Genomic DNA, 24,106 nt, shown 5'->3' with positions numbered 1-24,106 from the left:
CCCTTCTAGTCATAGACCAGCCTTAAGCTTTCGAGCTTAAGAACCTTTCGACAGAACCGTCACGATCCCAACAGAAGCAGTAAAGCCATTCGTTATCGATCAGTTGACGGACCACCTCATTGTTTGCTGCCACCTCGGCAATCGCTTCCAATGGTGCATCAATATAAACGCTCAAACGCAGAGGTTCGTGCATCCAAGTGTTTCCGTTGTGCAAGGATTGAAGCGGCAAACCGATTCTCAAGTCGCCACCATTTCCTTCGAAAACACCAATACAGCCATCCACAACGTTGTGCAATACCTTATTACCGCTACCATAAACCAAGTTATCGCAAACCGAAGCGTAGTACTGAAGGTTGATCCAGTTCGCTACCACCATAGGTGCGGTCATGATTTGTGTCAGCAAAGACAAATCCTTATCCTGCTGCCAGTCATAATCATGCAAAAAGCTTCGCCCTTCAAAGTTCACATGTCGGGTACGATGTCTTGGGGCAACGATAAAGGCGGCGTTATTGGAAAGACCCCATTCCGGTCTCACTTGAGACCAGTCTTTGGCACGTCGTTTGATGCGCGCATGGACTTCGTTTTGCTCAAGATGCGACAACCCCAAACGAATCGCGCGCTCCTGCCTTGCCAACACCGTCGCTTGAGACAACCATTTCTTAACGGTTTCACTCACTTTTTCCGAACCGAATGACGTGAATTCATCCGTTGTGGTGTTATGCATCGCAGCAATGAAGCGCGTGTTGTCAGGAATCACAATCCCTTTTTTCTTCAAGGTCTCACGTACCGCACTGTCATTAAGCAGGAAAGCCAATACGCGAACATTGATTTCGCCAGTCTGACCACCACAAGCACCGCAATCAAGCCCAGCAGCATGAGGGTTGTTGCAACTGCTACTGCCATGACCGACCAAAAGCACCGTTTCGGCAAAATGACGATCCAAGCCCATTGCGGTCAAAATGCCTGCCGCCAAATCAGCTTTTTGCTCATTTGAAAGCTCAGCTTCATCTTGGGTCAACTCAAAACTGTCAGACGTCGGTAAATGGTTGACCGGATGCTCGTAGTCATGCGGGAACAAACTATTTCGCAACAGTTTGAAGGCATACATCAAGCCGGTTGCCTCAACCATACTGAAAGTTGCCGGCGCAGCATTGCCCCATTCAATCCAACGCGCTTTTTTGTTAAGCTTGGCGCTGGCGTCTTGTTTGGTCAGCTCAGGCAGCAATGGTGAAACCTTGATGCCGGACTTCAACAATCCTGGTAATTGTGGACGAGACACATCCGTCCCAACCGGGTGGTACTCAATCGGCAAGCCGAAGAACCCTGCCACCCCGATGGTTTCAATGCGGGCATCCTGGCTCTCCAACGCTCTACGGATAACTTCCGAACGCACATCAATACAGAACGCCGCCTGTAAAACCGTTTGAGCTTCTGAAGGTGTTTCAGACTCCGCTCTATCCGACGAATGTTTCAGCTGTTGGCTGACATTGGTCTGATAGGCAATTTCACTGGCGCGTTGCCAAACCCACAACTTCTCCTGAGCCACTTCATGCATTCTGATCAACTCTGGAAGAATGTTCATCTGGTGTAGCCACATGACTTTCAATTCATTGAAAACACTGCGATCCCTATCACGTTGATGGCGCCACAAGACCAGCTCCCAAGCAACGCGAATCGCCAGGAACTCAATCATCAACTGGTTGTCATAACCGCTGAGACGGTCTTGCCAGCGCAAATAGGCAACCCAAGACGCCCAACCGTTTACATCCATCAACAAGGCTTGCATATAGTCGGTGACGACGTCATCCGACACGCGCAACTCAACCAAAGCCGTTGCCAATAGTGTTTCTGGTTCTTCCGGCAAATCTAAAAAGTGCTGGGTCAAACCATCTTCCGCCATAAGGATTTCTATTCCCATGTCTTGACGGGTAGTCCCCAACCACTCTGAATACAGCCCGCTATAGGTTCTACCATAGCAGCCTTCATTCTCTTTGAAACGGAAAAAGTCGGCACAGAACTGACTGACCTGATGCGTAATTTCATCACGCCAAGCCATTTTGTATTTTCTGTCACGGCCACTGTCAACCAAGTCACTGATATTGTGCCAGTGCGAACGTTCGTCATCTTCGATCAAATAACGCTCTAGGGTTTCAACCGAAAAGTCTTTGCCTAAATCCTGTGCCGCCTGTTCTAAATGATCCGGCAACAAAGTTTCCATCCAAACTTCCTGAAAATAGGACTTAGGCATCAAGCATTGCGCTTTTCTCAACGCACTGACCTTTGCCGATACCTTGGTAAAGGGCATGTCGCGCATTTCCCACCAAGGGTTAACGGCAATCAACTCATCCAGCGGCCATGTCGGCGCGATCAGCTCGCAAGCCTTCATCACCGCTTGTTTTTGATTGTCAGACAAATGAGACTCAACGGGTTGTGCCAAAATCGTCTTCGCATCCGCTTTCGATTTTCGTATTGAACGCATCATTGATATAACTCCTCTTTCGGAATTTGCAGCTTCTTAGGCTGGACTCTCATCGGCAAACGAGTCGGGTAAAGTCTTAAGTTCATTCGAGTCACCCACTCGTCAAGATAGAACCCGGCATAAAGCGCACGTCTAAACTTAATGACCGAAGGGCTATCGGCTTGATAGCGAACCAGTAGATAACCTGATACGAAAAAAACAATCAGCAGACTGATCCACAGGTCTCCTACCCAACCAAGACTGGCTTCCATCGGCGGTAAAATGAATCCAACGCCAGATTTTTGAATGAAGTAAATAAATAGCAGTGCCGCTGCCAGCGAGAACATATCGAGAAAAGAAACGATTTTGTGCTTCCCGTTACGCTCAGCAATCAACAAGGTCAAGGCAACCCCCAACAATAACCATGGGCTGTAAGGACCTGACAAGCCAGCCAAGGCGACAAAACCATAGACCAATACAAAAGATGCCAATGCTGCACCAATCCACTCTTTTAGGCTTGGTGTTTCAGACAAAGACAATCTGCGTTTTAGGCTGGAATCCACTTCCGAACCGGAATTCAAGAAAGCGTAGGCCTTGTAGCATGAGTGGGCAATCAAATGCAGTAACGCCAACTCAAATAAGCCTAGACCACACTCAACCAGCATCAGTCCCATTTGCGACATGGTCGACCAGGCCAATCTAACCTTGATCGAAGCACGCGTCATCATGATTAATGCCGCCAATACCGTGGTAATCCCACCGACAATCAGCAACAACCACTGTGCGGCATCCGAAGCCATAATCAGCGGTGCGAAGATAATCAACAGGTAACCACCCAGGTTAATAATCCCGGCATGCAGCAACGCGGAAACTGGTGTTGGTGCTTCAACCACTTGAATCAACCAACCATGCAATGGCAATTGCGCACACTTAACCAATGCCGCCGCAGCCAACATGAATGCCGCCACCTTATCGGCTTGGCTCAGCGCAGGGTTGTGCAGCCACTGTTCGCGGATATCGCTGATAAACCAGGTACCGTGCTGATAGTAAAGAATCAAAATAGCTGCTAATAAAAAGGCTTCCGCCACTCTGGCAAAGATAAACTTCTTGTGTGCAGCCAATGCCGCTCTTTGGCGATTTGGAAAAAACACCAATAATCTATGCAGACTGAAGCTGATGGCGATCCAAGCGGCAACCAAAACCAACATATGGTTGGTGATAACCACCGTCAATACACTGCCAAGTGTCACCAACAGCCATCTCAAATAGCGTTTTTCCTCTTCGGTGTTTCCCGACATATAAACACGGGAATAACCGACATTGATAAAGCCGATAAAACTTACCAGCCCCAAAACAAGCAAACTGGCAGGCGACGTAATGGTCCAGCGTTCGCTACCGTCTAATGAAATCCAACCGAAAAACAGCGAGATTCCTAAGAAAACTGCCACGACCAATCCCATTAGGCTGACACCGCGTGCCAATTGCCAACGCGCTTTTCTTTCGTTCATCATGGCAACCGCGAATAAGCTTAATGGTATAAACCAGGTCAACAAGGTTCCGATCCATTGCAAGCTCATAAAAACTCCTTTCATCTAAAACGTGGTTTTTGACAACACGTCACAAAACCATTTGATGGTCAGAAAAACTGACTTAAAAATTCAATTTAAATATTATGGGAAGTTGTTATGAATGAAAAATTGGGAAATCGTATGCTATCCATAGACTATTTGAAATGGTTGCCAGAAGCGGCTTCCAGCAAAAAAATATCAGGCAGGAAAGCATCTTCACTGGTCTGAAAACAGGCAAATGAAAATAAGGGAAAAGCAAACAATGATGAGAGCGTTCAAACACTCAATCAGAGCAAGTCCGACGCGTTTGAACGCTGTTGATTAGGGTTATAACCCTTCAAGTTGAATGTAGTTGGTTCCTTCTTCTTTCAAAAAGTCGAGGAAAGCCGCCGCCAGCAATGAACGCTCTTTACCCGCCGGGTAAACGATGTTCCACTGCTTTTCTATCGGAAACCCTTCTACATCAAGTTCCACGATAGGCCCTTCACGCTTTTCAAGATAAAGCGCATGTTTGGAAACACATGCGACTCCAAGCTCACCCACAACGCAATGCTTGATGTCTTCATTGCTGTTCATCGTCAAGCGTTCGTTGATCTTCAGCCCTTTTTCCGCGAACATGTTCTCGATAGTCATTCTGATACCGGAACCTTCTTCTCGCATAATAAAGGGCTCTTTGGACAAGCGCTTCAAGCTGACTTTTTTACCTACCAAAGGGTGATTCTTATTGGCAATGATAATCAACGGATTCGGTGCAAACGGATGCACTTCCAAATCCATATTGCTTGGCGGAATCTGCCCTAAGATATATAAATCATCCAGGTTTTGGTTGATTCGCTTAATCAAAGCCTCTCTGTTGGCGATGGTCATTTTCAAATCAATATCAGGATACTTCTTACAGAACTTTCCTAATGCGATCGGCATGAAGTACTTCGCCGTGGTCATAACCGACACACTCAAGCGACCTCTTTTCATACCACGAAAATCGTCCAACATGATTTCAAGGTTAGAGAAGTGGTTCAAAACCTCTCTACAGCTACAAGCCACCTGGTTACCGACTTCGGTTAAGTAAATATTTCGACCGATTTGTTCATACAAAGGCATACCAATCGCCTCGACCAGACTTTTCACCTGTGCCGATACGGTGGGTTGCGTTAGGTATAGCTCTTCTGCCGCTCGGGTAAAGCTCAAGTTGCGTGCGACCGACTCAAATACTTGGATTTGCCTTAAAGTCGCATGCCTGATTAAAAAGTTATTTTGTGGTGGTAAAACATCACTCATAACATCACCCTATTTTGACTCCGATAACCTGGAGATACCTTATTAAAAATTCTTTATGCTTCGCCGCGGCAAGTCAGTCGCTCTAAGGCTTCTGTTGCCGCTCTTGCAGCTTCATTGATGTCGGATTCTTTTCCACACATCAGCAAACGTCCATAAGCACCGACCGCTCTCGCTTCTACAAGCGTGACGTTGGCGGCTTTCTCCGCTTCGTTCGCTGCCAGAATGATGTACCCTGCCGGTTCCGTTTCCATGATAAACATGCTTTGGCCCGGCAAAATCATCGATCCCTTACGGTTATCGCGGTTGATAAGGGTTGCATGGTCAGCTGTCACGCCGCGGATAATCTCATTCCACATGATCACGCATTTCTGACGGTCGAATTCTCGTGTATTGAGGTGGTTCAAAATCTTTTGACCCGCTTCCAACACATCGCTTTGGTCACGGTGATGGACAACCATCGAACCGTAAGCACGCTCGACAATCTGCTGACCTAGGCGGACATTCGATGCTTTCAAAGCAATATCCGACATGCGGTGAACCGCCATCCCAGGGGCAACCTCTATCCACAGCGAAGAATCGCCCGGTACCGGCAAGAAGCCCAAAGAAGCCGTTGCCATGTAAGATGCTAGTTGTGGCTGTAGCGAATCCAAAAATACATAAGTACGCAACTCGATCATGCTGGCTGCCCCTTTTGTTTTAATTGATTCAATACCGACTGGACAGCTTGCGCCCTATGACTGATTCGGTTTTTGATTTCCAAAGGAACCTCCGATACAGCCTTTACCAAATTCGGTATCCACATCACATCATCGTAACCAATACCCTGGCCACTTCTTCGCTGCATTAAAATCTCTCCATACCAATGCCCGATACCGACTAACGGCATCGCATCTTCTGCATGCTCTACATAAATTACCGCACAGCTATAACGTGCTTTTCGCTGTGCATAAGGTAGCCCTGTCATTTGTTGCAATAACTTCTCGACGTTTTCTTCATCAGAAGCTTCACCGGCCGTGCCCGCTGCATAACGCGCGGAAAAAATGCCAGGTTGGCCTCTTAGGGCTTCAACTTCCAAACCGGAATCATCGGCGATTGCCGGCAATCCAGTTTGCGCACTCGCATATCTCGCTTTCTTTAAAGCATTTTCCATAAAGCTCATACCGTCTTCTTCGACGCTACCATGGAAAAAAGACTGCTGTGGTCGGCAATCAAACCCTTCCGAGAAAATCATCGGAGAAATTTCAGCCACCTTGTGCGGGTTATTTGTCGCCAAAACCATCATTTGGTTAATCCTCCAAACGAATTTGGAACAAGGCTTCCGAGCATGAAATATTTTCCTGTTCTGCTTTAGTCAAAGACTGGTTCAGGTCTGCCTTAAGCTTCGAGTAGGCTTCTGCCTTGACCGCGACCATGAAAACCAATCTATTTTCAAATTCTTCGTCCTGCAGTTGCATATTAGCCATAGGAACTTCTTCATCGTGAACGATATAGTTCTCTAAGCCATTGCTCTGCAACACGCAAATAATCTTTTCCTGTAGGTCATTTGTCGCCAAAATCTGGATCATCTTTTCATCACCATCAAGCGACAACACCGATTGATCGGCTACATTCGGTTCTATCTGCTGTTTTTCTGTCTTGAAGTGCCACTTTTCTTCGCGGCCATCTTCTTTTTCAATCCAACCAATCACTTCAACCGACCTTCCAAGAATTTATATTTGTTTAAATAATAGGGAAACCAATCATTTAGAACAAATTGAATTACAAATACCTGTCATAGACATATGTCTATGATTGAGTGCTTGAATCCCCAGCCTTCAATGTTTCACCCTGTTAAAAAGAGGTAAAAAAAAGGCAGACCACAGTCTGCCTAACTATGACAAAGACCTAATGCCATAAGAGGTGAATTAATCCGGCCAAACTCGTCTACGAGAAAAGCTTTTAATCTGGTCTGCAATATGTGCCGATGCCGACTGTTCCGCTTTGGGTGCAGGAGAAGATACCTTTTTTTCTACTGTCGCGGTTTCGGTAGCGGACTTTGCAGTTTCAACCTTGGCTGTCTGAGCGTTTGCTTGAACGCTAGACTTGGCTTCTGGTTTAGCCGCACTGCTTTTGGCGGTGCTCGCTGTGGACTTGCTTTGCGCTGCAGGACGTTTTGCAGCAGCTGGCTTGTTCGTATTCTGTGCGGTCATATACAACCTCCTTAAGAATTGTTTGAAAAACGCTGGTAAGCTTCATCCATGCCTTTCGCCAAGGAGTAATCTACTTCTTGGAGTTCATCAGCTTGCGAATAGATAATCACTGAGACGTGCTCTCTTCCGAAACTGATGTTTGGATGATGCTCCAGCTGATCGGCTTGTTCGGCCAAATCATCTAAGAAACTTCTCAAGTTCTCAAAATTATCAAACTCAAACCGAGCTTCTAGGCTGGCTGGTTTGCTTTTCATTTTCCAGCGTTCATTCATACAAAGCTCCTATGTGGCTGTTGCTGCATGGTTAAAGATCGATAATACTCATCCAACCAGGTTTGCACTCTCATCAACTGAGATTGCTCTTCCTCAAGCAGTCGATTGAATAACATCAAATCTTCATGCGCACCAAAATTAGCGCAGTATTGTGAAGCTTCAGAGTAAAGTTGAATCAACGCAACTTCTCTCTCTTCGCAACTTCTAAGCGCTTCAACCATATTGGTTGCCGGTCCAGCTGGACGAAGAACGCTTCCCGCAGGAAGGGCGCCTTGTGCCACCATACGATCGGTAATCAAATTAGCGTGTTGAAATTCTTCATTTGCCAAAGTGATAAAATTTTCGGCATATGCAATTTCTTGACGAAATTTCGCCAGAGAAGCCTGTGCGAGGTAATGCTGACCGGCCGAAAACTCCAGGCTCAGTGCTCTACCCAAGTACCCAAGAATCTGGCTGTTTGCAGCAACCGTCTGAGCTTGAGGAACTTGTGGGTATGCGCCTGCTCCTGGCATCACCGAACCGGGCATTCTTGGTGAATAACGCATGTTTCCCTCCTAACTTCAACATCGAGGGTTAACGAATTAACCCTCACATTCCAATTAGCTACGGGTTGCACCGTTACCAATTGTCAAAACTGGTTCAACTTCTTTGTGTGGGCGAGCGATGATGTGCGCTGCTACCAAACCGTCACCAACACGTTCACAAGCATCTGCTCCTGCACGTACTGCTGCGTTTACCGCACCGGTTTCGCCACGTACCATGACTGTTACGTAACCACCACCAACGAACTCACGACTAACCAAACGTACTTCCGCTGCTTTTGTCATCGCATCTGCTGCTTCGATAGCTGGAACCAAACCACGGGTTTCGATCATACCCAATGCAATACCGTATTCACTCATAACATTTCTCCTTAATGAGGTATAAGTTTTTGACCGCTCTTAGTTCTGAAAACACAACGTTTCGGGGCGTTGCATTTTCAGAGGTTTAGAGCGTTCGAATTATTTGCTTTCAATTGTTAAAACTGGCTCAACTTCTTTGTGTGGACGAGCGATGATGTGCGCTGCTACCAAACCGTCTCCAACACGTTCACAAGCATCTGCTCCTGCACGTACTGCTGCGTTGACCGCACCGGTTTCGCCACGTACCATGACTGTTACGTAACCACCACCAACGAACTCACGACTTACCAAACGTACTTCCGCTGCCTTTGTCATCGCATCAGCCGCTTCAATCGCAGGTACCAAACCACGGGTTTCGATCATGCCTAAAGCAATACCATATTCCGTACTCATAGCCTTTCTCCTTCTAAATAAAGAACTAACTTATTTCTCAATTGTTAAAACTGGTTCAACTTCTTTGTGTGGGCGAGCGATGATGTGCGCCGCTACCAAACCGTCTCCAACACGTTCACAAGCATCTGCTCCTGCACGTACTGCTGCGTTGACCGCACCGGTTTCACCACGTACCATAACTGTTACGTAACCACCACCAACGAACTCACGGCTTACCAAGCGAACTTCTGCTGCTTTAGTCATTGCATCCGCTGCTTCAATTGCAGGCACCAAACCGCGGGTTTCGATCATGCCTAACGCAATACCGTAATCACTCATAACTTTCTCCTTTGAGTTGCTGACTTTTTTAAAACTTACTTCTATTCTGGCTGCCAGTCATCGATGATGCCGCCAACCGTTAAATCCGTTAATAATCGTTTGTCTCCCGCTGCATCTCTTGCGGCGGAGTTGGCGATGGTAAAAACCCAATCACCTGGCTTAACGTCTATCGGGTCCATTGCCACTAAGATGGCGCCGGTAGATACACTTTTTAAAACCTTAATTGGTAAATGCCCCAAGTCTTCCAAACGACTGGTCAATACCAATGCTTGTTTAACTTGATGAATTTCCATCTTCCGGCATCTCCCACTTATCAATAATCCCGACAATCGTCAGATCACTGGGATAACCTTTAATCCCTACTGCATCACGTGCAGCGGAACTCCCGACACATAAGACCCAGTCTCCAGGCTTGCAACCGATCGGATCGACTGCAACCTGAGGGGTACCACCATCTTTCTCACGGACCACCAGTAGAGGTTTGTGCTCCATCATTGAGATGCGGCTGGTGGAAACCAATGTCTTGTCGACTTTAAAAATTTTCACCCTTAACCTCCTTTCTAAGCGGTTCTTTGCGAGGCAGAAGAATCTGCCAGGTTGGGTAGTTTTTCTGCCGGCTGACAACCGGTAAAATCTCTTAGGGTCGGCATGGTTTGTAACAAGCCTGATACCGACAACTCCTGATAACGGTTATGTAAAGCTTTCTCTATGCGTATGGCTTTTGCTTCCGCTCTATCTTTAGAGCCTGGAACACGTCCGTCATAATCACAGCGAACGATGATTGGAATCGGTAAGCCTTTTTTGACATTCAGACCTTTAAAGATCTTGATACCGACATCCACGTCATTCACACCTTCTTCAACCGTATCAAGGAAGCTGTAATAGCTCAGATTGCGAAGTTGCACTTCATCAAAGCCATTACCCACCCCAATAAACCTTTCTGCATGGCCAATATCGCTGTAACAACCGTTTTCATAGCGATTGACGTATGCAATCTGCGAAAAGTTATTCGCAATCAACCAAGCAATCAGCGCATTCACGCCAGGCTGCGGTGCGGTTGAGCTTTGGTTGAGATTACAATCATCGATTACTTTCTCAATCGCCTGCTTTGCCTGTTCTGCCGACAAACCAGCCGCTTGCTGATATAACTTGTCGGTTTCAACAAAGCGGTTCAAACACACCTTGCCTTGTTCGTTCGGAATATGGATCTTCAAACTGTCATCATCGGTATTCATACCAATCAACAAGGTTTGAACGGTTGACCCACAACCGAAACGGTTTTCAATTGCCTGTCTAAAATCTTTGAGTTTTGTTAATGCAGCCTCCGCTGCTTTTTGGTCATCACTCCCGTGTGCTGCACAACCCTGATGTGTTGGGTCGGCTTTCGAAAAGTGATACACCGCAATCTTTAAGTAACGCGTCGGTTCTTCAGCCGAATTTGGCTTACCTTCTCTGAACCGCGTGTGTTCTATAAACACCCAGTTTCTAACACTTTCGCTGATGTCGAACAAAGCACCCGCATGGGCCTTTCTTCTGACCGCATCGTAAGGCAGTCTGAGTACATAACTAATCAAATGTGCAAGACGCCCATCCGCACAAGGTGCAACACCTACTGCGTGGAATCCCGCTTGTCTAAAAATGCGTTCGGCTTCTTGAGTTCTCTGACCCGCAAGAGGATCATTGATATAGAAGTCTTCCGACATTCTTAAAAATTGTGCAAAGAGGGTTTTGGCATACAGCGTCTGAAACGCTTTCTGTGATTGCATATTCAATCCAGATAACCATTCTTCTTCTGTCAGCGTTACACCCAACTTTGCAAATAGTTGTTGGTTAGCCCAACCCGCAAAATCCGTTTTGCCTTGTTGCGCCAAAATCTCTTTCAGAACACCTTCGATATCATCGAAACGTGCTTTGATGTCAACTTCGTAGCGACGCAACAATTCGTTTTGTGCTTCGTTAACCAAAGCATGGGTGCCCGCCAATGTCATCGAAGCTTGAACTCTATCCTCAGCTACAATCTCAGTCGCACCATGAGCAGTTTGTGGTTGCGCCTGTTTTTGTAGCCATTGAGGGTTTGGAGCAATCGGCTTCCAAAACAATGACCTTTGACGATGTGTTTGTTTCAACTTGTTCATCAATACACCCAATTTCTAGTTAAGCTCTTGCACCACCGGACAAGGTAACTTTTGCACCCGTTTCCGTGTTACCAGATGAACCGGTAATCGGACTCATAGGTACTTCACCCATCACGCCAGCGTTGAACTGTGCTGCACCCATCGGTGACTGTCTCGTAGAGCCTTTGATTGACGCGTTACGCTGCGCCGCCCAAGGACCATCTGTTCCTGTCACTTTTGAGCCTCTGTCCCAGCCGTCACCGGTAATTTTCGTACCTTGTTCAGCCGGATCTTCAACCATTGGTTCTGCTGCCGCTTGTGCCATTGTCATCGGAAAATCCGACTCCCCTGGCTGAGCTGCGCTTGAAGGACCACACAACATAGCTGTCTGATCAGTTCCTTGGTAATAGGTTCCTGTTACCAATTCACATGCACCCTTCTGCGCACCGGTTAGACCTACTGGCCCTGGCTGTACACCTGAGATAGAAGGATTCATCCCTCTTGGTTGGCGTACCTTCATCTCATTTTGCTGATCTACCGAGCAAAATTGAGATTGTTCCGAACCGGTATATGGCGTTCCTGTAATCGCTTGACAGTCACCTGCTTCCGCACCAGTCATACCGTAGTATGCACCGCTGCGATCACCAGTTACTTTCTGTCCACCGCGAGTTCCAGAAGCCGTTACCTTTGTTGCTGTATCGACTGCAGGCATCTTGCATAGCGTTTCTGCCTCTTCCACACTTTGGTAACCAGTTCCAGTGACTGATTTACAGGCGCCTTTGTCGCCCCCAGTTACTGTTTCCAATCGACCAACTTGTGTTCCAGTCGTGGTATTGCCTTTTGCAGTTTGCGAAAACATTACCTTTTGTGGTGCTTTCGCTGGTGTTGTCGGTTTAATCGTTGTCGATTGAGACTTACGACTATCGCCACCAGTGATTTTTCCACCGCTTTTCTGTGCTGGCTGAGACATTACCGAGAAACCGGCTGCCTTAGCTTTTACAGGGGCTGTGCCACAAAACGCTTGGCCTTGATCCGCTGGTAAATACTCTGTACCCGTTACTGCTGAACAAGTGCCAGGTTCATTACCTGTCATTTTTTCAGCTCGACCTACGCCTGTTGAACCGCTAACAATCTGCCCACGAGTGGTTTGTGTTTGCGTCACTTTGGCAGGTTTGGCCGCTGGCTGAGAACTACAGTTATTGTTGAACTCTTCAGCACCCAAGTACTCTGTACCGCTTACCAATTGACATGCACCGGTTTCTGCACCTGTCATTTTTTTCTTGCCTTGACCCACTTGTGTACCAGAAACGGTTTGACCACTTAGGGTTTCAGACTCGCCAACTTTTTGTGGCAACTCTGCGTTTCTTGGTGGACGAGTTGGTCTCGAAGCGCCTGTTGAACAGACTTTGCCTCGCGAACATTGCTCAGCACGAATTTGCTTCGCAATTTCGCGTGAAGAAGCGTCCGGGTTGGCTAGCTTCGCTTTGGCTCCTGACTGACTACCGCCCTTAGATTTGAACGCAGCTTGGCCAACCTTACCTTTCACTTGTGCCTGACGGTATGCCTTCGATTGAAGACGACCGCTGGATTGCACTGTAGCTTCCGGTTTTACTGCCGTACGACGCTCTTGTCGCTTGGCTGGTTGTTCCGATCTAGTCTGACGAGGTTCGACAATCGGCTCTTCAGACTGTTGCTTTGCTCTAGTCTTAGGGTGAGGCGTCGGCTTTGCTGCTTGTGTTGCGCTTTTCCCACTCTTCTGCTGCTGTCTCTTCTGCTTCGCTGCTTCGCGTCCCGCTGCTGATGCCGGAGCAGATGCAGCTGAAGACACTTCACGACGAGGACGAGACGGCTGCGAAGGCGTAGGTGCTGTCGCAATCACAATCGGTTCTGGCGCAGGTGCTGTTTCACGCGTCGCTACCGGAGTAGCCGATGCTTGAACACCCTTTCCTTTTACCTGTGCTTTGCGGCGCGCAATGGCTGCAGCTCGACCGCTTTGAGCATTGTTACTCATGCTAAAGCCTCCTATTTCGTCTTTATGACTCGTTTAATCACTCGTTATTCGTTCCGTGCGAATTACATTCCGCGAGGGCGGTAAACTACAAAGTTATGCCCTTGGCACTGAGTGTAGTTGTCATAACCGATCAAACGAATCATGTGATTTGGGTAAGCTGCACGACATTGGTCGATTTCAGCCAGTACCGCATTTGGATCACGTGTACCAAACATTGGAAGTTTCCACATACCCCAGTAGTGAGAAGAAGCAGCTTCAGGCGCTTCATGCTCAAGAGCAGGCGTCCAACCTTGGTTGATGATGTAAACGATTTGGTCGTAGATTTCATCAGCCGTGAACTCTGGAAGGAACGAGAACGTTTCCAGTGTGTACTTTGTACGGTAATCATCTGTTTGAATTGACATCTTAATCTCCTTGTATTTTTTAGGATCAATCTAGCTCTGAACGCTCTTATTGAACGTCCAATTTGTCAACGGTATCGAACTCGAACTTGATCTCTTTCCAAGTTTCTAGAGCTACTGCCAGTTCTTTACTCGTACGAGCAGCTTCTCTCAAGATGTCTCCACCTTCTCTTTCTAGATCACGACCTTCGTTACGTGCCTTAACACAAGCTTCCAACGCAACACGGTTAGCAGCCGCACCAGCAGCGTTACCGCCTGGGTGACCTTGTGTACCACCACCAAACTGAAGAACTGAGTCATCACCAAAGATGTTAACCAATGCTGGCATGTGCCATACGTGGATACCACCTGAAGCAACCGCCATAACACCTGGCATTGAACCCCAATCTTGGTCGAAGAAAACACCACGTGAGCGATCTTCTGGAACGAAAGATTCACGAAGTTGGTCAACGAAACCTAGCGTAGAAGCGCGGTCACCTTCCAACTTACCAACAACCGTACCTGTATGTAGGTGGTCACCACCTGACAAACGTAGACACTTAGCCAATACACGGAAGTGAATACCGTGAAGAGGGTTACGGTCGATTACGGCGTGCATTGCACGGTGAATGTGAAGCAACATACCGTTCTCACGACACCAGTTAGCCAAAGTCGTGTTCGCAGTGAAACCAGCAGTCAAGAAGTCATGCATGATGATTGGTTGACCTAGTTCTTTAGCGAACTCAGCACGTTTCATCATTTCTTCAACAGTCCCTGCAGTAACGTTCAAGTAGTGACCTTTACGCTCACCCGTTTCCGCTGTTGCTTTGTCTACTGCTTCTGCTACGAATTCAAAACGATCTCTCCAACGTTGGAATGGTTGAGAGTTGATGTTTTCATCATCTTTGGTCAAATCTAGACCACCACGAAGACACTCATAAACCGCACGACCATAGTTCTTAGCTGAAAGACCTAGTTTTGGCTTGATAGTACAACCCAACATAGGACGACCGTATTTGTTCAACTTATCACGCTCAACTTGGATCCCTGATGGTGGTCCACCACAAGTTTTGATAAATGCCATTGGGAAACGCAAATCTTCAAGACGAAGAGAACGAACCGCTTTAAATCCGAATACGTTACCAACCAATGAAGTCAATACGTTAACCACAGACCCTTCTTCAAATAGGTCTAGTGGGTAAGCGATGAATGCATAGAATGCGTTCTTATCACCAGGTACGTCTTCGATTCTGTACGCACGACCTTTGTAGAACTCCATGTCTGTCAACAAGTCAGTCCAAACTGTCGTCCAAGTACCAGTTGATGATTCTGCCGCTACAGCCGCTGCTGCTTCTTCACGCGGTACACCTTCTTGTGGGACAACTTTGAAACACGCCAATAGATCTGTATCTAGAGGAGTGTAGTCTGGTGTCCAATAAGTCAGCTGGTAATCTTGTACACCAGCGTCAAACGTTTTACTTGCCATAAAATGCTCTCCTTGTTTTTGGAGTTGAAATAAATTCAAGTGCAATGTTATGAACAAGCCAACCTATTGACTAATTGAAAGAAACGATAGAAAAGATTGAGCGACCTCTATATATATACGAAGCCGAATAAAGATAACCTATTGATTTGGAAAGAGAATCAATCCATAGATTCAAAAGGATAATTACGTCAAAAGTGCGTGATTTTTTGTGATTTTTTTTTGCGGTTTTTAAATTTTTTTTGAAAAAAAGTCTCTATCGACGACAATTTTTATTGTCGCTTGCATGACAATTTCACAACTTAACAGTGCAAAAATCTGCCTAAAAAAACATCAAATTGCACGACTGGAATCACATCACGTTAAGAAAATTTTTTACCAAATGATGAATAAAAACAAATAGAAAATCCCAGTAACAGGCGTTCCATGCATTAGAAAACGCTATAGATCATACTTCGTCTGATGACAAAACCAAGATTGCCCGAAGCTTTTGCTGACCGAATCGTGCCATTTCCATAAACATCTTGCGAGTAATGGGAATCTGCTGAAAGTCCGTCTGGCTAAGGTGCGGCTGGTCATTGTGATCCGGATCATTGATATAGACAAACCCTTCATCCGCCGCGGTGACATAAACCCAGTGCGGTGCTTTGTTGCGATTCAACCGCCAAGTACTGATCAACGCCAGCACCGACAAACCCTGCCCCAAAATATCCATCAAGTCCTGCGCTTCAAGTTGTTTGACGCTCAAGGCGATATCGGTTTCGGCAATCTGTCGAATAAAGTCGTTATGCACCAACTCAATGACCGCTTTCTTATGCTCGTCCCGCACGCCATCCACAAAAGGCACGCCTTCTCTATTGGTATAGAGATGCACTTTCAAACCACGCCGCCAAGCGCTCAGCGCCAAACCATGCGGCGAGCAACCGCCATGACCCGAAGTCATGAAAATGGTGGTGGCTTCGCGCCATATCTGCAACTCTTCGGCGCGAGACATTTCATAGTCAGGTTTTAAAGTCTTGAGCGCCATCATCAAAGATGACGGGCCACAAGTGAAGTCGGTGGTTTGCTCGTAATAGGGTTTCGGTGGCATGGTTTTCAGGGCTTTCGCCACCAACCGTTTTTCCATGCGGAACGCATCTTCACCATCTTCATAATACTGGGGGATACGATTCAGGTGTTTGTAACCCCGCTGTTCATAGAGTTTCAACGCCGCCTGATTGGTGACTTTGACCTCCAACCTCAGGTAAACACATTGACGCTCTTCAGCCTCGTTTTCGGCACTTTCCAACAACAGTTTGGCAAAGCCTTTTCCTTGCTGTTGCGGATGCACGGCAATCGAATACAGTCTCGCCAACTGGGTTCCCGTGCGATAAAGCATCAGGACATAACCTAAGAGTTCTCCTGCTTGCTCCAGCACCAAACAACTATGCGGCCCGGGCTTGAGCAAGTTGACAAAACTACGGCGTGATAAACGGTCTTCGGTGAAACATACCTGCTCTAACCGCAGCAACGCATCTAAATCCTTCGGAATCGCAGGCCGGATTAACGTTTGATTGTCAGACATTATTGCCCACTCCCCAACACACCTAGCAACGCCATATTCACCACTTGTCTACCACGAAACAACACCTGCTGCTGCCAACTGGCTTCTCTTGGGTAAAAGAACGCCTGCATCAGCCTGACCGGCTCTGCCTTGATATTTCTCTCCACCCCTTCGGGGAGCGTGTTTTGATAAATCTGTTCTCTCAATAGCTCACTAATCAATTTATCCACCGAGTAGGTGCCAAACTCCAAGGTGACAAAACACCCTCGGCCGCCAATCACTTTTTGCCAATGGTAGTCAATCAGCCCGGATTTTGGTGCCGAGCAGGATTCTCCCAACAACGCCGCGCAGGCATTCGCACCATACAGACGGTTCACCCAGTCAAACCCGGCAGTATTCGGAAAATGGTCATTGATGACTTCCCCATAACCATAAGGCCCTAACCCCGTGTGGCAGTCGATGACATTGATGTTGTGCGCAGATTCAAAAACCGCATGGCGGGTGATGGTTTCCAGCACCTGCCGCGACCAGCTAGGCGCACTACCGCCGTAAAACAACCCGGTTGGATCTTGATACTGCCCACGCGTAATCTGCTCGATGAAATCGGCAAATGGCACCCCTTGCCACAAATCACTGAAATCAGACACTTCCAACCAACGCGCTTCATGCAACTGACTCTGGTATTGCGCATAGTCGTCATTCATCGGTACCGGCTGGTCGAAGTCAATGAAATTTCGGTTCAAGTCTATCCCTTGGTGATCGCCACGGCGCACCCACGCAAATCCCCATGGATTCATCGCATGAATCAGCATCACCCCCAACCTGGCAGATTTTTGCAACACGTCCACCAGCAAAGGCAAGATGTCCGCCTGTATCGCCGAACCGGTTGTGCCTTCTACACCATGGGTACCGGAAATCACCACCAAAATCGTTTCCGGTTGCTCGCTCTGGCTGAGTAGTGCGGTTTCACAAGCCAGCTCTTCACCTGCGGGTCCAGTCAATGGATGCACGAAACCTTCCGCCTGCTGAATTAAAGCTTGCGGAATATCAGCCAGTGTCTGCTGAAAGCATTCGCGGGCATCCAAATAACCATTTTTGAAAACCGACAACACCATCGGCGCTTGTAAATCGAGTAACGGATGAGACATGAAAACCTCAAAGAAAAAGGGATAAAAACCGAACGGAAAATATTGGAAAAAAACGCCTCAAAACTTTTAGCGTTTACCTTGCAATTATCTATTTTATTTTGCAAAAAAGCGCGTAAAATTTTGCACATCTAACAACTCTTTTTTAGTGCGATTTTCTTCGCTACAACCAAACAACCCAATCCATTTACGCGTTTTTCTTCAGGAGAAGATTAGCCCATGAGTCATTTCTACGTTGTCGTCGAAAACCTTAAAGACTGGCAGCCCTACTATCCTACACCCGACGTCATCACGTTTGACGACTACTTGCAGCGCGTCAAGGAATCCTCCAAAAAGCGCATCCGAGTCATCAACCTGTGTCGTGATTACCGTTACCTGAAAACAGGATACTATTGCTCGTTGCTAGCGGAAGCCCGCAACCACCATGTATTACCGTCAGTAACAACCATCAACAACCTTGGCAACAAGTCACTCTCCAAGCTGCTACTCGACAACACGCAGAAAGCGATGTCGTCCTTGCCAAAAGGAGAGGAAGGCGAAACCATGACCTTTCGTTGCTGGTTTGGTAAAACCGGCGAGAAAAGCACGGCGAAATTGGCGCAACTCATTTTCGAGAAACTGCCTTCGCCTTTGCTGGAAATCACGCTGACTTTCAAACACCAATGGCAAATCAAACAGATCAAACCCTTGGCATTGAAATCCCTGACCGATCCTGCCGAGCAGGAAGCTTTCGCGCAAGCATTCGAACAGTTCAGCTTGCAACTTTGGCGTAAACCCAAGGCTCGTAAGCAATACCGTTATGACATGGCGATTTTGACCAACCCGGACGACCCTTTACCGCCAAGCGACCCGCAAGCGCTTGCGCAGTTTGTGAAGGCAGCGAACAGTTTAGGCATCAGCACCGAGTTTATCACCAAGAAAGACTATGTCCGCCTTGCTGAGTTCGACGCCTTGTTTATCCGAGAAACCACCTCGGTCGATCACCACACTTATAAGTTCGCCAAGAAAGCAGAGGCGGAAGGACTGGTGGTGATTGACGACCCGACGTCTATTTTGCGCTGTACCAACAAGGTGTATCTGGCAGATTTATTGAGCAATCACAAAGTGCCGACACCGAAAACGCTGATTCTCAGCCAAGCGACCGAAAGCAACTTAAAGGAATTGGCAACGGAAATCGGCTTTCCGATGGTGTTGAAAATTCCGGATGGTTCCTTTTCCCGTGGCGTCATCAAAGTCAAGGACGAACAGGAGCTTGAAGTTGAAGCCAAACGTTTGTTGGCAGAGTCTTCACTGCTGCTCGCACAGGAATATATGTACACCGAGTACGATTGGCGCATCGGCGTGTTCAACAACAAGCCGTTGTACGCCAGCCGCTACTACATGGTTCAAGGACATTGGCAGATTTACAACCACGGCGAAGGGGAAACCGAGTCGGGCAACTTCGACACCTTGCCAACCTATGAAGCGCCGAAAAAAGTGATTGATGTCGCGCTGAAAGCCACCAAATTGATTGGCGATGGTTTCTATGGCGTGGACTTGAAGCAGAGCGGCGACAGAGTGGTGGTGATTGAAGTCAATGACAACCCGAGCATTGATTCCGGGGTGGAAGACCTGTTTCTTGGCGAACAGCTTTATCTGGAAATCATGAAAGAAATCCTTCGACGCTTGGAAGAACAAGGCAAGTAGTCGACATTGAATAACCCCGACCAAACGCGTCCCCCCAACCTGGTAGTTTTTTGCTTAAAATCTGCTAGGTTGGGGTAAACATCGAAGCTTAAACCTTAACGCGATACCACAGCGCGTACAGTGCCGGGATAAACAACAGCGTCAATAAGGTTCCGACACCAATCCCGCCAATCAACACGAATGCCAAGGGTCCCCAGAAGGTATTGGTGGTGAGCGGAATAAACGCCAATATCGCCGCCAAGGCGGTCAACAGCACGGGGCGAGAACGTCGTAACGTGGCATCAATCAAGGCATCTTTCGCTTCCATCCCCTGTTTCTGGTTTTCATTGATTTGCCCGACCAGAATCAGGGTATTGCGCATCAGAATCCCCGCCAGACCAATCATCCCCAAGTTGGCGACAAAACCGAACGGTTGGGAGAAAATCAGCATGGCGGCCACCGCACCAATCAAACCAAGTGGCGCGGTAATCAGCACCATGAAAGTTCCAAGGAAGCTTTGCATATTGAGCATAATCAACGTCACCATCAAGAAAACCATCACCGGCATCATTTTTTGGATAGAGGCTTGAGCCTTACCAGACTCCTCAACCGAACCACCGATTTCTATACGATAACCTGCTGGTAGCGATTTAATCATCGGCTGCAATTCTTTCCAGATCGCCATGGTGACATCCGGCGGTTGTGCGCCTTCCACTTCGGCATTGACGTTGATGAACGGCGTACGATTACGGCGTTTTAACACAGGGTCTTCAAAACCGATTTTGACAGTGGCGACCTGCTCCAAAGGCAGTTTTTTGCCTTGAGCGGTTTCCACGGTAACGCTCTTCAAATGAGACAGCAATGCCTGGCGCGCTTGTGTGGAATAACTCGTCAAGTTGATACGACGAGTCCCTTCAAACGCATCGGCTTGAATCTCGCCTTGTAAAGCGCCTTGTAGCTGTTGTGACAAGCTGACCGGTGTCAATCCTAACTTCGCCATACGATCCAAGTTGTATTGCAAATCAAGCACTGGCGTTTTATTGCCCCACTCCAGATTCGCGGTACGAATGTTCGGGTTCTTCGCCATGATTTGACGCACCTGCTCACCCAGTTTGCGCAATTCATCAACATTGTCTCCCATCACTCTGAAGGTGACCGGCCAAATAACCGGCGGCCCGTAAAGCAATGCATGCACCCTCACACGTGCCGCGCTGAAGTGACCTTGCTCCACGTAAGCTTCCAGTCTATGTCGTAGCTTTTTGCGCTCTTCGGCATTTTTCGTCACCACGATGATCTTGGCAAAGGCCGGATCCGGCAGTTCAGGATTCAACGCCATGAAGAAGCGCGGCGCGCCCTGCCCGATGTAACTTGATAGCGTTTTGACTTCCGGCTGTTGCTTAACATAGCTTTCAACCTTCAAAGCCATGGCATTGGTGACTTGCTGGCTGGTGCCTTCTGGCAGGTTAATGTCGATCAAAAGTTCAGGGCGATCAGAGGTCGGGAAGAACTGTTTTTCCACCTTAGTCGCCATACCGACCACCGACAAAATGAAAAGCGCGACGGTAATCAACACCACCTTTTTGCGGTTCCCCACGCACCACACCACCATCGATGATAAACGGCGACTGAACACATTGTGCGGCGGTGAGTGTTCAGCATGCAGTTTTTTCGGGTCTGGCAATAGCTTATAACCAAGGTAAGGCGTAAACGTCACCGCCACCAGCCAAGACAGCAGCAAAGAAAATGCAAGTATCCAGAAAATATTCTCGGTGTACTCCCCAACATTTGATTGCGCAAAGCCAATAGGCACAAACCCCATGATGGTCACCAAGGTACCGAACAACATGGGCGATGCGGTCACTGTCCAGGCAAAAGCCGCTGCTTTAATGCGCGCCATGCCTTCTTCCATCTTCACCAGCATCATTTCAATGGAGATAATGGCATCATCCACCAGCAGCCCCAACGCCAAAATCAGCGCCCCCAAGGTGATACGGTCAAGGTTCTTACCGGTCAACTGCATCAGGAAAAAGGTCAGTGCCAAGGTTAGCGGAATCGCCAAGGCAACCACCACCCCGGCGCGCATCCCCAACGTCAGGAAACTCACTGCCATAACAACCAGTACGGCAATCAGGAACTTCAACTGGAAGGTATTGACCGCGAGTGAAATAGCATCGCCTTGGTTGGTCACTTTTTCCAGTTTCACGCCTTTCGGCAGATGGTGTTCCCATTGCTGTGAAAAGCGACTCAGGCTGTCCGACAATGCCTGCCCATTGCCGCCGGGTTTCATTACCACGCCGAGCATCAATGTTTGTTTGCCTTCATTGCGGATAATATAGGGACTTGGCGAAACAAACCCTTGGGTAATCTTGGCGAGGTCGCCTAGGTGAATGACTTGTCCTTGCACGGCGATTGGCAGCTTTTTAAGCTGATCGACTGATTGAGCCATCGCACTACTACGCACATAAACCCTTGGGCCTTGTGTTTCAATAAACCCGGAAGCCACCACCGTTTGGTACTGAGGCAATACCGATAAAATCTGTGATTGCGTCAAGCCGAGTTTGGCGAGTTTTTGGGTATCAAACGCAATCGAAATCTGTTGTTGTTGCTCTCCGAGCAGGCGCACTTTCTCGACACCCGGCACTTTCAACAACGCATTGCGCGTCGATTCAGCGGTTTTCACCCAGTCGGAATAAGAAAGATTGCCTTGTGTCAGCGCATATAAAGTGAAATAGACATCGGCGAAATCATCGTTGACGAAAGGGCCTTGCACCCCTTTAGGAAATTGCCCGTTCAGGTCAAGCATGCGCTTTCGCACCTGATAGAAAAGGTCATCGACCTTTGAAGGCGGCGTATAGTCCTTAAACATCACCAGCATATTGACCTCGCCGGGTCTTGCCGTGGTTTCCACCTTGTCGAAATAATCTATCTGCTGGAGCTTACGTTCAATCAAGTCCGCGACCTGATTCTGCATCTGTTCAGGGGTCGCTCCCGGCCATTTGGCAGACACCACCGCCATTTTCAGCGTAAAGCTCGGGTCTTCCGCTCGCCCAAGTTTGAAAAAAGCCAGCGTGCCGATAATCAGGGAAACGATAATGAAATACAGCGTCAGTGTTTTGTGCCTAACGGCTAACTCCGATAGATTCCATTTCTGCATCATTATTACATTGCCTCAACCAATCCAGAATCGACGTTTTCAGCATGGTCTGCAACAATCTTAACGGCAGAACCTTCTGTCAACAGATGAACGCCGTCCGCCACGACCTGAGATCCCAAAGGCAATTCCTGCGGCTGCAAGGCTTGAATCACTGCAAACTCAGCACCCATTGAGACCACTTTGACCGCAACGCCATGCACCTTGCCATCTTTAATCAACCACACTCTCGGTTGGTTGCCGCTATCAATCAACGCACTCACCGGCACTTGCAACAAATCGTTTAACTGCTGTTTTACGTTCAACTCAACCACCGCACCTAAAGGCAAGGTCTGTGTACAGTCTTTCAGCGTGAAATAGGCTTTGTACTGCAAAGTCTCGTTATCGTTTACAGGGGTTTTCGCTCGCAATGCTGCTTTACAGGTTCCGGCTTGATCGACCCCTTCCACGTCCACCGAAGACAAGTCGGCATGCAAGCGGTTCGCAGGCAGGTAAACCACCGCTTCATGTGCGCCCGTCGCCAAGGTAAACAACGCTTGCCCTGCCGAGACCACTTGACCGGCTTCGACATTCACGTTCGTCAGCACGCCATCATCCGGCGCTTTAAGTTGACTGTAATTCAGTTGACGTTGTGCCAGCTCCAGTGCCGCTTGCATCGCCAACACGGATTGCTTGGCAGCTATCTCCGTCGTTTCGGCGCGTTGCAAATCCTGTTCACTCACCAGTTTATTCACATACATCTTGGTCAAACGTTTGCGCTCGCGCTGGGCGTTATCGTAGTCTGCTTTTGCTTTGCTTAAATTGGCTTGCGCCTGTTGAAAAGTCAGTTTCAAATCCGCCTTATCCAAGCTGGCAAGCACTTGACCCTTTGTCACCTTTTCACCGACTTCCACCGTTTTCGACTCGACCTGACCGCCGACACGGAAACTTAAGGGAATGGCGTAGCGACTCTCGACCTGACCGGTTAACTGCCAGCTCTGCGGAGATGCCGGCGTAACCTTAACCGCGGCAACGGCTTGGACATGCTCGGTATTGCTGGCATAAACGGTATTCGACAATAAAAAAGAAAAGGCGACAATCGCCACGGATGCGCTGAGTGCGTGATGAACTGCGAAGTTCTTGAGTAATCGTTTCATAGTGGCCACTTTGTTTTATGATGTTAAGTAATCACAGATACGTAAAAATTTTGGTTTTCTCATTCTAGCATAGGGTTTTAAAGGGACGCTCCCAATATAA

Annotated in this window: 23 protein-coding genes; 1 reads left to right on the top strand and 22 read right to left on the bottom strand. The window is 47.9% G+C overall.

What is annotated here, in order from left to right; translation table 11 throughout:
* Positions 1-22: 22 nt before the first annotated feature.
* The 20 genes from F8R13_RS09550 to F8R13_RS09455 all read right to left on the bottom strand — a co-directional run bounded on the left by F8R13_RS09550 (position 23) and on the right by F8R13_RS09455 (position 18,057).
* Positions 23-2,482: a YbcC family protein gene (locus F8R13_RS09550; RefSeq protein WP_152833987.1), complete on the bottom strand. Its 2,460-nt coding sequence runs from the start codon at positions 2,480-2,482 to the stop codon at positions 23-25.
* Positions 2,479-4,035: an NADH-quinone oxidoreductase subunit L gene (locus F8R13_RS09545; RefSeq protein ID WP_152833985.1), complete on the bottom strand. Its 1,557-nt coding sequence runs from the start codon at positions 4,033-4,035 to the stop codon at positions 2,479-2,481. The genes F8R13_RS09550 and F8R13_RS09545 overlap by 4 nt, the downstream gene beginning before the upstream one ends.
* A 318-nt stretch (positions 4,036-4,353) precedes the next feature.
* Positions 4,354-5,304, bottom strand: a complete 951-nt coding sequence (locus F8R13_RS09540; RefSeq protein ID WP_152833984.1) for a LysR family transcriptional regulator — start codon at positions 5,302-5,304, stop codon at positions 4,354-4,356.
* A 53-nt stretch (positions 5,305-5,357) separates the two neighbouring features.
* Positions 5,358-5,981 (bottom strand): BMC domain-containing protein, encoded by a 624-nt coding sequence (locus F8R13_RS09535; protein ID WP_029910933.1) that lies wholly within the window; start codon positions 5,979-5,981, stop codon positions 5,358-5,360.
* Positions 5,978-6,586, bottom strand: a complete 609-nt coding sequence (gene rdgB / locus F8R13_RS09530) for an RdgB/HAM1 family non-canonical purine NTP pyrophosphatase (protein ID WP_152833982.1) — start codon at positions 6,584-6,586, stop codon at positions 5,978-5,980. Before rdgB ends, F8R13_RS09535 begins: the two co-directional genes overlap by 4 nt.
* A 4-nt stretch (positions 6,587-6,590) precedes the next feature.
* Positions 6,591-6,992 carry a hypothetical protein gene (locus tag F8R13_RS09525; protein WP_152833972.1) on the bottom strand — a complete coding sequence of 134 codons (402 nt, stop codon included), beginning with the start codon at positions 6,990-6,992 and terminating at the stop codon, positions 6,591-6,593.
* A gap of 216 nt (positions 6,993-7,208) precedes the next feature.
* Positions 7,209-7,493 carry a hypothetical protein gene (locus F8R13_RS09520; RefSeq protein ID WP_152833969.1) on the bottom strand — a complete coding sequence of 95 codons (285 nt, stop codon included), beginning with the start codon at positions 7,491-7,493 and terminating at the stop codon, positions 7,209-7,211.
* A gap of 11 nt (positions 7,494-7,504) precedes the next feature.
* Entirely contained in the window at positions 7,505-7,765 is a 261-nt protein-coding gene (locus F8R13_RS09515) for a 4a-hydroxytetrahydrobiopterin dehydratase (RefSeq protein WP_152833967.1), read from the bottom strand.
* On the bottom strand, positions 7,762-8,310 hold the full coding sequence (locus F8R13_RS09510; RefSeq protein ID WP_152833964.1) for a bacterioferritin: 549 nt from the start codon (positions 8,308-8,310) through the stop codon (positions 7,762-7,764). The genes F8R13_RS09515 and F8R13_RS09510 overlap by 4 nt, the downstream gene beginning before the upstream one ends.
* Positions 8,311-8,364: 54 nt before the next feature.
* Complete coding sequence (locus F8R13_RS09505; protein ID WP_029910947.1) at positions 8,365-8,667, bottom strand: BMC domain-containing protein; 303 nt, start codon at positions 8,665-8,667, stop codon at positions 8,365-8,367.
* Positions 8,668-8,766: 99 nt separating this feature from the next.
* Positions 8,767-9,060, bottom strand: coding sequence for a BMC domain-containing protein (locus F8R13_RS09500; RefSeq protein WP_029910948.1), 294 nt, complete (start codon positions 9,058-9,060; stop codon positions 8,767-8,769).
* A gap of 30 nt (positions 9,061-9,090) precedes the next feature.
* Complete coding sequence (locus F8R13_RS09495; protein ID WP_152833962.1) at positions 9,091-9,378, bottom strand: BMC domain-containing protein; 288 nt, start codon at positions 9,376-9,378, stop codon at positions 9,091-9,093.
* 41 nt (positions 9,379-9,419) lie between these two features.
* Positions 9,420-9,671, bottom strand: a complete 252-nt coding sequence (locus F8R13_RS09490; protein ID WP_152833960.1) for a carboxysome peptide B — start codon at positions 9,669-9,671, stop codon at positions 9,420-9,422.
* On the bottom strand, positions 9,652-9,924 hold the full coding sequence (locus F8R13_RS11735; RefSeq protein WP_029910952.1) for a carboxysome peptide A: 273 nt from the start codon (positions 9,922-9,924) through the stop codon (positions 9,652-9,654). The genes F8R13_RS09490 and F8R13_RS11735 overlap by 20 nt, the downstream gene beginning before the upstream one ends.
* 14 nt (positions 9,925-9,938) lie before the next feature.
* Entirely contained in the window at positions 9,939-11,513 is a 1,575-nt protein-coding gene (locus F8R13_RS09480) for a carboxysome shell carbonic anhydrase (protein ID WP_152833956.1), read from the bottom strand.
* 19 nt (positions 11,514-11,532) lie between these two features.
* Entirely contained in the window at positions 11,533-13,503 is a 1,971-nt protein-coding gene (locus F8R13_RS09475) for a CsoS2 family carboxysome shell protein (protein ID WP_152833954.1), read from the bottom strand.
* Between the two features lie 62 nt (positions 13,504-13,565).
* Positions 13,566-13,907 (bottom strand): ribulose bisphosphate carboxylase small subunit, encoded by a 342-nt coding sequence (locus tag F8R13_RS09470; RefSeq protein WP_029910955.1) that lies wholly within the window; start codon positions 13,905-13,907, stop codon positions 13,566-13,568.
* 46 nt (positions 13,908-13,953) lie between these two features.
* A complete protein-coding gene (locus tag F8R13_RS09465; protein WP_152833952.1) occupies positions 13,954-15,369 on the bottom strand; it encodes a form I ribulose bisphosphate carboxylase large subunit in 1,416 nt (471 codons plus the stop codon).
* A gap of 445 nt (positions 15,370-15,814) precedes the next feature.
* The gene (gene rimI, locus F8R13_RS09460; RefSeq protein WP_152833950.1) at positions 15,815-16,930 is read right to left on the bottom strand and encodes a ribosomal protein S18-alanine N-acetyltransferase; all 1,116 of its coding nucleotides are present in this window, start codon (positions 16,928-16,930) and stop codon (positions 15,815-15,817) included.
* On the bottom strand, positions 16,930-18,057 hold the full coding sequence (locus F8R13_RS09455) for a DUF2817 domain-containing protein (RefSeq protein ID WP_152833948.1): 1,128 nt from the start codon (positions 18,055-18,057) through the stop codon (positions 16,930-16,932). The genes rimI and F8R13_RS09455 overlap by 1 nt, the downstream gene beginning before the upstream one ends.
* A 216-nt stretch (positions 18,058-18,273) precedes the next feature.
* Here F8R13_RS09455 and F8R13_RS09450 point away from each other — a divergent pair, with 216 nt between their 5' ends.
* Positions 18,274-19,740 carry a RimK family protein gene (locus F8R13_RS09450; protein WP_152833946.1) on the top strand — a complete coding sequence of 489 codons (1,467 nt, stop codon included), beginning with the start codon at positions 18,274-18,276 and terminating at the stop codon, positions 19,738-19,740.
* A gap of 88 nt (positions 19,741-19,828) precedes the next feature.
* On the opposite strand, the gene F8R13_RS09445 is transcribed toward F8R13_RS09450, so the two are convergent.
* Positions 19,829-22,876: an efflux RND transporter permease subunit gene (locus tag F8R13_RS09445; RefSeq protein WP_152833944.1), complete on the bottom strand. Its 3,048-nt coding sequence runs from the start codon at positions 22,874-22,876 to the stop codon at positions 19,829-19,831.
* A gap of 2 nt (positions 22,877-22,878) precedes the next feature.
* A complete protein-coding gene (locus F8R13_RS09440; RefSeq protein WP_152833943.1) occupies positions 22,879-24,006 on the bottom strand; it encodes an efflux RND transporter periplasmic adaptor subunit in 1,128 nt (375 codons plus the stop codon).
* Positions 24,007-24,106: the final 100 nt, after the last annotated feature.

The sequence above is a fragment of the Hydrogenovibrio sp. JE_KL2 genome (assembly GCF_009296185.1).
In the GTDB taxonomy this organism is placed as follows: domain Bacteria; phylum Pseudomonadota; class Gammaproteobacteria; order Thiomicrospirales; family Thiomicrospiraceae; genus Hydrogenovibrio.
This window is presented reverse-complemented; position numbering and strand designations above follow the sequence as displayed.